This window comes from Microbacterium halimionae (genome assembly GCF_011761265.1).
Classification (GTDB): Bacteria; Actinomycetota; Actinomycetes; order Actinomycetales; family Microbacteriaceae; genus Microbacterium; species Microbacterium halimionae.
This window is the reverse complement of sequence record NZ_JAAOZB010000001.1, coordinates 143,215-155,348: the sequence shown is the minus strand read 5'-3', so window position 1 is coordinate 155,348 and position 12,134 is coordinate 143,215. Positions and strand designations below refer to the sequence as shown.

At 61.2% G+C, this 12,134-nt stretch carries 11 protein-coding genes and 2 tRNA genes; 10 read left to right on the top strand and 3 right to left on the bottom strand.

Annotated features, from left to right (window positions below):
• Positions 1–46: 46 nt before the first annotated feature.
• On the bottom strand, positions 47–1,399 hold the full coding sequence (locus tag FHS06_RS00785) for a cryptochrome/photolyase family protein (protein WP_167044137.1): 1,353 nt from the start codon (positions 1,397–1,399) through the stop codon (positions 47–49).
• 56 nt (positions 1,400–1,455) lie between these two features.
• Between FHS06_RS00785 and FHS06_RS00780 the strand changes: the two genes are divergently transcribed.
• Positions 1,456–1,704, top strand: coding sequence for a DUF4190 domain-containing protein (locus FHS06_RS00780; RefSeq protein WP_167044134.1), 249 nt, complete (start codon positions 1,456–1,458; stop codon positions 1,702–1,704).
• A 40-nt stretch (positions 1,705–1,744) separates the two neighbouring features.
• On the top strand, positions 1,745–2,221 hold the full coding sequence (locus FHS06_RS00775; protein WP_310734766.1) for an acyl-CoA thioesterase: 477 nt from the start codon (positions 1,745–1,747) through the stop codon (positions 2,219–2,221).
• Between the two features lie 4 nt (positions 2,222–2,225).
• On the opposite strand, the gene FHS06_RS00770 is transcribed toward FHS06_RS00775, so the two are convergent.
• Positions 2,226–3,224, bottom strand: a complete 999-nt coding sequence (locus FHS06_RS00770; RefSeq protein ID WP_167044132.1) for a diacylglycerol/lipid kinase family protein — start codon at positions 3,222–3,224, stop codon at positions 2,226–2,228.
• A gap of 59 nt (positions 3,225–3,283) precedes the next feature.
• On the opposite strand from FHS06_RS00770, the gene serS reads away from it, so the two are divergent.
• The 8 genes from serS (at position 3,284) to FHS06_RS00730 (ending at position 11,484) form a co-directional block, all read left to right on the top strand.
• Positions 3,284–4,552: a serine--tRNA ligase gene (gene serS / locus FHS06_RS00765; RefSeq protein ID WP_167044130.1), complete on the top strand. Its 1,269-nt coding sequence runs from the start codon at positions 3,284–3,286 to the stop codon at positions 4,550–4,552.
• Positions 4,549–5,370 carry an HAD family hydrolase gene (locus tag FHS06_RS00760; protein ID WP_167044127.1) on the top strand — a complete coding sequence of 274 codons (822 nt, stop codon included), beginning with the start codon at positions 4,549–4,551 and terminating at the stop codon, positions 5,368–5,370. Before serS ends, FHS06_RS00760 begins: the two co-directional genes overlap by 4 nt.
• A gap of 48 nt (positions 5,371–5,418) precedes the next feature.
• Positions 5,419–6,312 carry an aldo/keto reductase gene (locus FHS06_RS00755; RefSeq protein ID WP_167044125.1) on the top strand — a complete coding sequence of 298 codons (894 nt, stop codon included), beginning with the start codon at positions 5,419–5,421 and terminating at the stop codon, positions 6,310–6,312.
• 117 nt (positions 6,313–6,429) lie between these two features.
• Positions 6,430–6,514 (top strand) — tRNA-Ser (locus FHS06_RS00750).
• A 53-nt stretch (positions 6,515–6,567) separates the two neighbouring features.
• Positions 6,568–7,854, top strand: coding sequence for an LCP family protein (locus FHS06_RS00745; RefSeq protein WP_310734767.1), 1,287 nt, complete (start codon positions 6,568–6,570; stop codon positions 7,852–7,854).
• Positions 7,855–7,943: 89 nt separating this feature from the next.
• Positions 7,944–8,033, top strand: a tRNA-Ser gene (locus FHS06_RS00740).
• Positions 8,034–8,195: 162 nt separating this feature from the next.
• Positions 8,196–8,780: a DUF2510 domain-containing protein gene (locus tag FHS06_RS13860; protein WP_182486464.1), complete on the top strand. Its 585-nt coding sequence runs from the start codon at positions 8,196–8,198 to the stop codon at positions 8,778–8,780.
• Positions 8,781–9,060: 280 nt separating this feature from the next.
• Positions 9,061–11,484, top strand: a complete 2,424-nt coding sequence (locus FHS06_RS00730) for a glycoside hydrolase family 2 TIM barrel-domain containing protein (protein ID WP_167044122.1) — start codon at positions 9,061–9,063, stop codon at positions 11,482–11,484.
• Here FHS06_RS00730 and FHS06_RS00725 read toward each other — a convergent pair.
• Positions 11,481–12,110 carry a TetR/AcrR family transcriptional regulator gene (locus FHS06_RS00725; RefSeq protein ID WP_167044120.1) on the bottom strand — a complete coding sequence of 210 codons (630 nt, stop codon included), beginning with the start codon at positions 12,108–12,110 and terminating at the stop codon, positions 11,481–11,483. The two genes, FHS06_RS00730 and FHS06_RS00725, sit on opposite strands and share 4 nt — an antisense overlap.
• Between the last annotated feature and the right edge of the window lie 24 nt (positions 12,111–12,134).

Genomic DNA, 12,134 nt, shown 5'->3' with positions numbered 1-12,134 from the left:
CAATGCAACCCTCGCACCGCGCTCAGCATTCCTTCTCGCGATCCTCTCAGCGCGCTCGCTTCACCGACTCATAGGCGTCGAGCGCTCGGCGCCGGGTTTCGGCGAGATCCACGATGGGGTCGGGGTAGCTCGCGTCGTCGAGCTCTGGCACCCAAGAGCGGACGTAGGCCGAGTGCGGGTCGAACTTCTTTTCCTGCGTCTCAGGATTGAAGATACGGAAGTAGGGGGAGGCATCCGCGCCGGAGCCTGCGACCCACTGCCAGTTGAACGGGTTACTCGCTGAGTCGGCGTCGACGAGGGTGTCCCAAAACCACTCTTCGCCGCGGTGCCAGTCGATCAGGAGGTTCTTGGTGAGAAAAGATGCCACGACCATCCGAACCCGGTTGTGCATCGTGCCGGTGTGCCAGAGCTCGCGCATACCGGCGTCAACCAGACGGATGCCGGTGCGTCCCTGCTGCCACGCCGCCAATTGGTTCTCGTCGGCATCAGGCCACGGGAACGCATCAAATGAGGAACGCCAGTTCTTCGTTGCCAAATCCGGAAAGTGAAACAGCGTGTGCCACGCAAACTCGCGCCACCCGATTTCGGAGAGGAATCTGCCGGCGTCGGCACCTGAGGCGAGCGTCTCGTGCCACACCGTATAAGGGCTCACTTCGCCCCAACGCAGGCTGGCCGAAAGTAGCGAGGTGTTGCCAGCCGCGGGTTCATCGCGAGTTCGGTCGTAGTCGGCGATGTCCTCCTGCAGAAATGCCTGCATACGTGCACGCGCGGCAGGTTCGCCCGGCTGCCACGCATCCCGCAGGCCACCCGCCCAATCAGGATGCTGCGGCAAGAGGCCCCAGTCGTCCAGGTCGTCAGAGGCGAGCTGATGCTGAAGGCCAGAGAGTTCGGTCGGTTCAGGAAGCGGCGCGCGCGGCGCTGGCAGCTGCTGGCATGCCTTCCAAAACGGTGTAAAAACCGAGTACGGACGGTCGCTTCCGGTGCGCACGGTCCATGGTTCGAAAAGGAGTGAGCCCGCGAACGACTCGGCGATTACGCCGTCTGCGCGAAGTGCCGTCTTCAGTTCCGTGTCGACAGTTCGCTCTGGCCCCCCGTAGCGCCGATTCCAGAAGACGGCACCGGCGCCAGCATCCCTCACAACTCCGCCGACGACGAGCGCTGCGGGCCCCTGGCGGAGGACGAGTTGCACACCGCGCTCTCGCAGTCGCTCGTCGAGTGACGAGAGGCTGTGGTGCAGCCACCACCGCGCTGCGCCTCCGAGCGGGCGGATGCCGTGTGACTGCTCATCGAGCACGTAAAGAGCAATCACGGGCGCGTCACGGTCAACTGCAGCCTGCAGCGCGGGGTTGTCGGCCAGGCGCAAATCGTCGCGGAACAACACGATCGAGGGACTCGTCATACGTCGACGTTACGACGTATTCACCACGAAGGAGCGCTAACCGCTACTGTTCGATCATGACCAACGACACAGCAGCCGTTCAGCCTAAATCAACCAACCTCTTCGCGATCCTTTCGATCATCTTCGTATGGTTCGGAGCGCTCTTCGGCCTGATCTTCGGATACATCGCCCTCTCGCAGATCAAGCGGACCGGTGAAGGCGGACGCGGCATCGCTCTCGCAGCTGTGATCATCGGTTGGGTGGCCGTCGCGTCGGCGGTGATCGCTTTCATCGCGATCTTCGCCATCGCCTTCTCGCAGAGCTAGCGCACCACACGCATTCAGCCACGGTGGTTACCCTGAGAGGGTGGCAGCGCAACAGAAAAACTCCGAGTGGCATCCTTCTGAAGACGGCATCAACTTTCACACGCGAAAGTGGGTTCGTCCGGAGGATTTGAATGCGAATGGCTCGCTGTTCGGCGGAAGCCTGCTGAAGTGGATCGACGAAGAAGCCGCGATCTACGCTATTTTGCAGCTGGGAAATTATCGCGTTGTCACAAAGTTGATTTCCGAGATCAACTTTGAGGCTTCCGCCCTTCAGGGCGACCTCGTTGAGATGGGCCTGGTAGCGACACACTTCGGCCGCACCTCGCTGACGATGCGCGCAGTTGTCCGCAACATGATCACGCGACGACGCATCCTCACGATCGAACGCATTGTCTTTGTCAGCGTCGATGAAGAGGGTCACCCAGTTCCGCACGGTTTCAGTGAGGTCACCTACGACCGTGATCGGATGCCGAGAGAGCACCCACAGACCGGCTCGATCAACCTCGGCTCACGCTAACCCGTCAGAGTTTCTCGGTGTTGTGACCGCGAGGTACGACGGCGATAAGTGCCCCCGGCAAGACGTGGCAACGAAGCCCGGTGGCGAGTCCGAACTCGTCACCATCGAGTTCGACGGGTTGGGCTGGCGCTGTACCGATCTCTGCCATGCCGCCCTGAAAAAAGTGCACTGAAGAGTAGCGGCGGCGGTGTCGCAGGACGAGGCGCCCAGCGTGAAAACGGCGGAGCACGCTGTTGTCCCACCAGATTTTGCGAAACACGCCGAGCCAGCCGAACCAGCCGCTCGGCTGGATGACGGCGACATCTAGCATTCCGTCGCGGAGGGATGCTTCGGGCATGAGAGCGATTCCCGCCGGCAGCGCACCACAATTGGCGACGAGAATGCTCTGCGCTTTTGCTGAATGCAGCCGCCCATCTCCGACTTGAAACATGGCACGGAACGGGCGCGCTCCCGGCAACGATCGTGCGGCGCCATCGACATAAGCAACCCACCCCACTGTTTTTTTAAGGCGGGGCCGAGTGTTCGCGATCATCGCGGCGTCGAGACCCATTCCGGCCATGACGACAAAACCAGCTTCTGCCGTCTCGCCGTCGGCGCGGTCAATGCGCGCGACACCAATGTCGATGGGCAGCTGATCGCCGTCGAAGCTTGCCCGGATCATCGCTTCGGGATCATCAAGTGGCAAGTTGAGGTTTCGGGCGAGCAGATTGCCGGTGCCGCTTGGCACGATCGTCAGTGGCACACCCGTTTCGGCGAGCGCGTGCGCGACAGCGCGCACGGTGCCATCACCGCCGGCAACAAGTACGAGGTCGATGTGGCCGTCGAGCGCTTTGCGTGCAGCTCCGTCACCGATGTCATCGAGTGTGGTTTCGAGAAACAACGGATGCTGCCAACCCGCCATTGCGCAGTAGTGCGTCACCTGTTCACGCAAGCGCTTTTGGTCGACTTTGATTGGGTTGTATATCAGGGCGGCTCGCCGTTGGCCCGCGGCATCCGCTGTCATGTTCACACGATAGCCGCGGCACGGGAGGCCGACCCGTGCTGTCGGCCTAGACTTGACGCGTGATCGATCCGGTGTTGTTGCGTGAGAATCCAGAGCTGGTCAAGCGTTCACAGGTGGCGCGAGGCGAGTCGCCAGACTCCGTCGACACCGCGATCGCTGCCGATGCTGCCAGGCGTGCTGCCATTACTTCGTTTGAGGAGGCGAGGGCCGCGCAAAATACGCACGGCAAACTCGTCGCGAAGGCGCCCAAAGAGGAGAAGGCCGCGCTCGTTGCGCAGGCGAAAGAGCTGAGTGAGAGCGTTAAGGCTCTGCAGCGCGAGGTCACGGCGGCTGAAGAAGCTGCCACCGAAGCGCTCGCCGCTATCGAAAACATCGTCATCGAGGGTGTTCCTGCGGGTGGCGAAGCCAACTTCATTACGCTCCGCACGCACGGCGAAGTGCCGACCTTCGACTTTGCGCCGCGCGATCACCTCGAGCTCGGTGAGATGCTCGACGCGATTGACATGGAACGTGGCACGAAGGTGTCAGGGAGTCGTTTCTATTTCTTGAAGGGGATCGGTGCGCGTCTTGAACTCGCATTGATGAGCATGGCCCTCGATCGTGCTCTCGTTGCCGGCTTCATTCCCATGATCCCGCCGACGCTCGTTCGCCCCGAGGTCATGCGCGGCACGGGCTTCTTGGGTAACCACGCTGATGAGGTTTATCACCTCGATCAAGAAGATCTTTACCTCGTTGGCACGAGCGAGGTGCCGCTTGCTGGCTACCACATGGACGAGATCATCGACTTCGCCAAGGGACCGAAGCGCTACGCCGGCTGGTCGACCTGCTACCGGAGCGAAGCCGGTTCTTATGGCAAAGACACGCGCGGCATTATCCGCGTGCACCAGTTCAACAAGCTCGAGATGTTTGTCTACACGACGCCGGAGAATGCCGAAGCAGAGCACTTGCGTTTAGTGGCGCTGCAGGAGCAGATGCTGCAAGATCTAGGCCTGTCGTACCGCGTCATTGACGTTGCGGCAGGAGACCTTGGGTCGTCGGCGGCGCGTAAGTACGACGTAGAAGCCTGGGTTCCCACTCAAGGTGCCTACCGCGAACTGACGAGCACGAGTAACTGCACGACGTATCAGGCGCGTCGCCTTGAGACGCGATACCGGCCAGAGGATGGTGGCAAAACTCAGCCAGCGGCAACGCTCAACGGCACGCTCGCGACAACGCGCTGGATAGTCGCAATTCTTGAAACTCACCAGCGAGCTGATGGCTCGGTAACTGTGCCCGAGCCGCTGCGTCCGTACCTCGGTGGACTCGAGGTCATGGAGCCGATCGAGTGACCGGTGCCACAGCACGTGCCGCAGCGCCCCTGTTGATCGCGCTTGATATTGACGGCACCGTCATTCTCGAAGACGAGTCTCCGAGCCCCGACGTTGTTGCAGCCGTTGGTGCAGCGCACGCGGCAGGTCACGAAGTGATGCTTGCCACTGGGCGCAGCTGGGAGGGGACGCACAGCATCCTTTCGATGCTGCAGATTCTTCCCGAGTACGTCGTGTGTTCCAACGGCGCTGCGATCATGAAGCGTGCTGGTGACACAATCGACACGTACGAGCGATTTCATACCGAGTCGTTTGACGCGACTCCGGTTCTGAATCTTCTTCGCACGCACCTACCTGAAGCTCACTATCTCGTGGAGCTGCCCGATGGGCGACGGCTCTACACGGATTACCTTGACGACTGGAGCCTCGAGCGCGCCAACCGTGTGCCGTTCGAGCAGCTCGGCACGCATCCTGTCAGCCGTGTCGTGGTCGTCTCGCCGACGCACACCGACCGTGACTTCATCGAACTCATCGAACGTATCGGCCTCAACCACGTCTCCTATGCCGTGGGGTGGACGGCGTGGCTCGACATCGCGCCGCAGGGTGTCGACAAATCAACCGCGCTTGAAATGGTGCGCACGTGGCGCGGCGTTGCGGGCGCTCGCGTCCTGGTGATCGGCGATGGGCGCAACGACCTCGGCATGTTCGCATGGGCGTTGGCTCACGGCGGCCGTGCCGTTGCTATGGCGCAGGGTCCGCAAGAGGTTCGCGACGCGGCGGGCGAAGTTACGACCTCAGTGGTCGATGGCGGTGTCGCGGCAGTGCTGCGGGCGCTTTAGAACCTCACGAATCAGAGGCTCGCTTCGAGCCGAGCGAAGGAGACGACAATGAAGTTTCGTACACTTGCCGGCCGTGAGGTTTCGGCGATCGGACTCGGCGCGATGCCGGTCTCGATGAACAATGACAAAAAGATCCCGGCGCACGACGACGCTGTTGCGACAGTGTACGCGGCGCTCGATGCCGGAGTGACGTTCATCGACACGGCGGACTGCTACGCACCCAGCTGGGACCAGATGGGCCACAACGAACTTATCGTCGCGGATGCCTTGCGCTCCTGGTCTGGTGACGCTTCGGCGATCACTGTCGCCACGAAGGGTGGCATCACCCGCAGCGAGGGTGAGGTGTGGGGGCGCAACGGTTCGTTGGAGTACCTTCGAAGCGCCGTCGAGAAGTCGCTCCGAAACCTGAACGTCGACGCGATCGATCTGTATCAGTACCACCGGCCAGACCGCTGGATGGTGTACGGCGATGTGATGTCGAACCTCAAAACCTTGCTCGACGAGGGGCTCGTTCGCGCTGTGGGAATTTCCAACGCGAGTGTGGAAGAGATCGAGATCGCACAGCAAGTGCTGGGAGAGGGAAACCTGGCGAGTGTGCAGAACCAGTTTTCGCCGAGTCATCCCGGCAGCATCGACGAATTGAGGTTCTGTGAAAAGCACGGGATTGCGTTCTTGCCCTGGAGCCCGCTGGGTGGCACCGGCGGTGGTGCACAACGCGTGGGGGAGCGTTTCGGCGTTTTCCAGGATGTCGCCACTGACCACGGTGTGAGCGCACAGCGAGTCGTGCTGGCATGGGAACTCGCACTCGGTGAGCACGTCATCCCGATCCCCGGCGCGCGCCGTGCGACGTCGATTGTGGACTCCGCGGCGGCCGCTGGCCTCGATCTCAGTGACGACGAAGTGGCGCGTTGTTCGGCATCCGTCGGCATCTTTGCGGCATGACGGAACGTATTGCGAGCGCCGTTCAGGCGCTCCACAGCCAGCATGGGGACAATAAGGGGCAGTGCTGTCGGCTAGACTAGACGACTGTTCGATAGATACCGCCTAGCGGTGTCATCGGGAGGGTTGTCCGAGCGGCCGATGGACCTGGTCTTGAAAACCAGTGGGCAGCAATGTCCCGTGGGTTCGAATCCCACACCCTCCGCTTTCCGTGCGAGGGAGAAGTGAGCCCGATGCACGATGTGAGAGGACCCGCCGGTGAGCCCGAAGTCTCCGACGAGCGCTGGTGACCGCAGCACCGTGGCGCGCCACGGCAAGCTGAAGTCACCGCATCCTGTTTCGCAGTTCTTCATCGTGATCGCCGTGGCTATGGCAGCCGTTCTCGTCGCAGGACTCGGCGTGGCGGCTTACACAGCGTATGACTTGACCCAAAGCTTCACGGCTAGTGCTGTCGAGATCGAGGGTCAGGATGCAGTTCCCCCCGACATCGGCGCGATCGAAGGTGGCGTGAATCTTTTCGTTGCAGGCACCGATGCGTGCGAAGAAGAGTTCGCCTACCTCTTCGGCGAGCGTTGCGACGGACCCGATTCCTCGGCTGAACTCAACGACGTGAATCTGCTCGTGCATATTTCGGACGAGCCACGTCGGGTGACGGTCATTTCTTTTCCGCGTGACTTGATGGTGCCGATTCCGTCGTGCACCAATCCCGAGACCGGATATACGTGGTCGGCGATGAGTAAGCAGCAGATCAACTCTGCGTACTCGTACGGTGGTCTTTCGTGCGTCGTGAGCACGATTTCCGAACTGAGCGGCCAAGATATTCAGTTCGCGGCCAAAGTGACGTTCGGCGGAGTGATCAACATCACTGACGCCATCGGCGGTGTCGAAGTCTGTGTCGCCAACGGCATCCAAGACCGTTACACCGGGCTCGATCTACCGGCGGGCAACGTGACCTTGCAGGGCCTCGAAGCATTGCAGTTCTTGCGCACCCGGCACGGCGTTGGTGACGGTGGGGACCTCGGCCGTATCTCGAACCAGCAGCAGTACATGTCGCGTCTCGCTCGAAAGCTTGTGAGCGAAGACGTGCTGTCTGATCCAACGACGCTGTTCAAGCTCGCGACGACAGCCGTCAACAACGTCACCCCCAGCGAGAGCCTGACGAACCCGCTTACCCTTGTTCAGATTGCCCTCGCGGTAAAGAACGTGCCGTTCGAAGACATCGTCTTCGTGCAGTACCCAACGGGCACTGATCCGGACAACAGCAACCGCGTTGTACCGAACCACGATGCTGCCGACGCGCTGTGGGCCGCACTCGATGCAAACGAGGCGATCGAGCTCACTGGTGAAGTGAGCCAGGGCGACGGTGTCGTCGTTGTCGACCCGACTGACGGTGCGACGGATGAGACTCCGAGCGATGACGCGAGCGACCCGGCAACGGATGCCTCAGAAACACCGGCGCCGGCGGAGACTTCGGTGGCACTGCCATCGTCGATCGCGGGCCAGACAGCCGCAGAAGAGACTTGCTCGAACGGAAACGTGCGTTAGCGAGACTGCTCACAGGTGTCGGTCGATATTGGTGGTCGTCATCAGTTAGCATTGAGTCTGCGCGTTCGTCGCTTCAACGTCGGATGCCTGGAGACGTCGCATAGTCCGGCCGAGTGCACCACCCTGCTAAGGTGGAGACCCCTTTAAGGGGTCCGAGGGTTCAAATCCCTCCGTCTCCGCAGTAAAATCCCTGGTCGAAGTTCTCAATTAGTGAGTCGAATACCAGCGTTTTCCTTGCGGCATCCTCTTCTATCGAGTTTGACGAACGCTAGCGGACCAGTGCGAGCGACAGTTTCTGCACGGATGCGGTGAGCGTTTACGTATCTTGGGGGTACGTCGCAATGGTGCAGCAGGCTGCGGGATGGTTTTCCGATCTGGGTAACATCGATCAGCAGCGGTGGTGGGACGGCGCCGCGTGGACTGAACATGTCGCGCGTGAGCGCTGCAACCTTGTCAAACTCTTCCGCGATTGTCGCGGCGCCAACCGCGCGTGCGACGCAGCCCTCGACTCCAAACCCAACTGCGCGGAGGGTTGTGTTCCCATCGCGAGCGACGTGGACTGGTCGGTGGAAGTGGCAATGGTCTCGCTTACTTCTTCGGCAAATCCCGCGTCGTCGGGTCAGGCATTGACGATCGTGATCGCGAAGTTGATGGGATCGCCTGCCAGCCCTGAACCCCAAGCAACAACTAGCGCGGGGAGCCATTGTTGGCGCGCGAGGGGGCCGCTGCGAGCGAAGCTCGGGCACCTGGGGGTGCAGCGGTTTCAGCGACTGTGGACACCGAAGCGCTTCGCCGAAGTGGGACGGGGGCATGGCATCTTTCGGACATGCGAAATAAAAGCGCCGTCTTCGATTTGCTTGAAGATGAGTGGGATGCCGACGCCAGCTGGAATGGGCATGACCGTCATCGTCGTCACGACCCCCTGAGCCCCTGCAGGCCGCGGAGCATGGGCTGCCCTAGCGCACAAGGCCCTTCGGTTTGTATGCCGACTCCCAGTAGCGAAAACCGAGAGCGATGAGCGGCGCGGGAATTGGGCATCGACGTCGAGCGCCAGCTCAACGTGGGCGGTGGGCGGGGGATGGCGATCGTGCTCGAGAGGCTGAGCTAACTGGCAGTCATTCCTGGCAAAATAGAATGCGCGTTTGATTTTCGCGTATCGTGTCATGAGACCTGCTGTTTCTCGAGTAGCTCCCGGAGCCACACTTCATGACCGTTTTTCCCTTCAATGACGACTGGGCCTATCGCCAACCTGTTGGACCTTTCGCTGGTGCCTTCGACGGCGACGCAGCTATGAGCGCTGTTCGTTTGCCGCATGACGCTCTGCGCGATGAAGAGCGTCGAGCGGATGCCCCAGGTCGCGGCGCTGGTGCGTACTATCCACGCGGTGCGTACACCTATCTCAAAGAGTTTGAGGTGCCTCTCGAGTGGGCAGATCACCTTGTGCGACTTGAGCTTCAGGGCGCTTTTCGTCGCGCGCAAATCTTCGTAAACGAAGAATTTGCGGGAAATCGGGCGGATGGCTACGCGCGATTCTTCGTAGACCTCACGCCGTTCCTCGCCTTCGGCAAGAGGAACAGCCTCCGTGTCGAGGTGCGCGCCGGTGAAGACTCGCGCTGGTATTCGGGGGCGGGTCTGCATCGCCCAGTCGTGCTGCACGTCGATGAGCCGGTGCATGTCGTTCCCGATGGCATCAGCATCACGACAGTGCGCCTTGAAGAAGACCAGGCAGTGGTCGACGCTGCCACCGAGGTGGCGAACGCCGGCATGACGACTCAGACAGTGCGCGTGCGCACGGAGATCTTCAACGCTGGGGAAGTTGCGATCGAACATGATGTCACACCCGTGACGCTTGCGCCTGGTGAGCAATCGGTCGTCCGGCAACGGTTCTATGTGGCGAGCCCCGAGTTGTGGTCACCGGACCACCCCGCTCTGTACGCCGCCGAGGTGTCGCTCGAAGGGCGCGAAAGCGGGGTGCGCAGTAGCTTCGGCATCCGCACTGTCACGGTTGATCCGCGAAAAGGGATGCGGATCAACGGCGAGAAAATTCTGCTGCGTGGAGCGTGTGTGCATCACGACAACGGCGCGTTGGGCGCGGCGGCGATTGGGCGCGCAGAAGAGCGCCGCGTCGAACTTTTGAAAGCAGCGGGATTCAATGCGATTCGTGCCGCCCACAACCCAGTGTCGGTGGCGATGCTCGACGCGTGTGACCGTGTGGGGATGCTGGTGCTCGATGAAGCATTCGACATGTGGACGAAGTTCAAGACGCCGTATGACTATGCCGCGGAGTTTCCGCAGTGGTGGGCCGATGACCTCGAATCGATGGTTGCGAAGGATCGCAATCACCCGAGCGTGATCATGTACTCGATCGGGAACGAGATCGCCGAGGTCGGCACGCCGCATGGTGCCCGCTGGGCTCGCCGACTGGCCGAGCATGTTCGCGCGCTTGACCCGACCCGACCTGTTACGAACGGTGTCAATGCACTGCTGGCAATCATTGACGAGGTGCCAGAGATAGTTGAGCAGCTCGGCGGGGTAAACGCGGCGATGGCCGACGGCAACGTTTTTAGCACCATCAGCGAGAGCAGCTCGGCGACGGCTCGTATCGAAGAGTCCTCCTCGGTTCTCGATGTGTTGGGTCTCAACTACGCCGAGTCGCGTTACAGCGGCGACGCCGAGGCGTTCCCACATCGCGTGATCGTCGGCTCCGAATCATTTCCGTCGCAGATCGGGCGGTTGTGGCCGATGATCCTCGAGAACAAGAACGTGATCGGTGACTTCTCGTGGACCGGGTGGGACTATTTGGGCGAAGTCGGCATCGGGTCGCGGATGTACGCCGATGATGCGGATGCCTCCGGCCAGCTCGAGCGGGAATTTCCCTACCTCACGGCGTGGTCCGGAGACCTTGACATCACGGGGTGGCGCCGCCCAGCCTCGTACTACCGGGAGATCGTCTACGGCCTCCGGGCTGAGCCCTTCATCGCGGTGCGACGCCCGGAGTATTTCGGTGTGGAGATCGTGAGCCCGTCGCTGTGGGCCTGGAGCGATTCGGTGTCGTCATGGACGTGGTCTGGCTACGAAGGAAAGCCAGTCACTGTCGAGGTGTACGCCGATGCTGAAGAAGTAGCCCTCCTCCTCGACGGCTCCGAGATTGGTCGTGCGCGAGTTGGCGAGGCCCTGCCGATGATGGCTGTCATCGACAGCGTGTATCGCCCCGGAGTCTTGACAGCGCTGGCATACCGAAACGGGATCGAGGTGGGTCGTACGAAACTCGCGACAGCTGGTGCCGCAATGCTCACCGCCCGTGCCGATCGCAACTTCCTGCGAAACGATGATTCGGATCTGTCGCATGTGGCAATTGAACTACGAGACGCCAGCGGCTTGCTCGTCACCGATTCCGACCGCGAGGTTTCGGTCACTGTGTCGGGCGCGGCGACTCTTGTGGGAATGAGCAGCGCCAACCCTGCGACGACAGAGCGTTTCGATGCGCGCACCTGGCGTACGTTCGATGGGCGCGCGCTGGCCATTGTCAGACCGCGCGATGTCGGACAGGCCGCTGTCACAGTGTCAGCGGAGGGATTCGCTGATGTCGTTCTTGAACTCGAAGTGAGCGGCACCGACGCGCAGTGTTAGAGTTCCACGACCGTGATCATGCTGAGGTGCCGGCGAAGGTGAGCCACGACGTCAATCGAATCCGGGTCGATCATCCACTGCATCTGTATTCCGTCCCAGAGCCCCAGAGTCGATGCCGCAGCGTATTCAGCGGTGACTCCCGGAGCGAGTAAATCGGCATCTTCCATTCGTGCGAACACACCTCGAAACTGCTCTCTCACGCGCTGATAGCGAGCAACGAAGTACTCGCGCGTCGGATGCCCGGGGGTCGCTGATTCTGCTGCCAGCAGTGTGTAGAGCCCGATGATTCCGGGCACATCTTGATTGTTTTGTGCAATCCGCAAAAATGCCCGAGGAACATCCGCCGGATCAGTGGGATCGCCGGCTGCAGCGCTTGCGACTGCGTCGGAAACTTTGTCGCGCTCATCGAGCACTGCCTGCAAGAGTGCATCTTTTGTGGGGAAGTAATGGAGAAGTGAGGTCGGATTCATGCCGACGATCCCAGCAATTTCTTTCAGCGAACCCGCGCGGTACCCATTCACCCCGAAAACCTGCGTCGCTGCGGCGAGAATATCGCGGCGGCGCCCATCAGACTTCGAGTAAGGGCCACGCCGCCTCGGCGTGGAAGCGGGAATGTTCTCGACCATGGTGATCTGAGAGTACCGCGACCC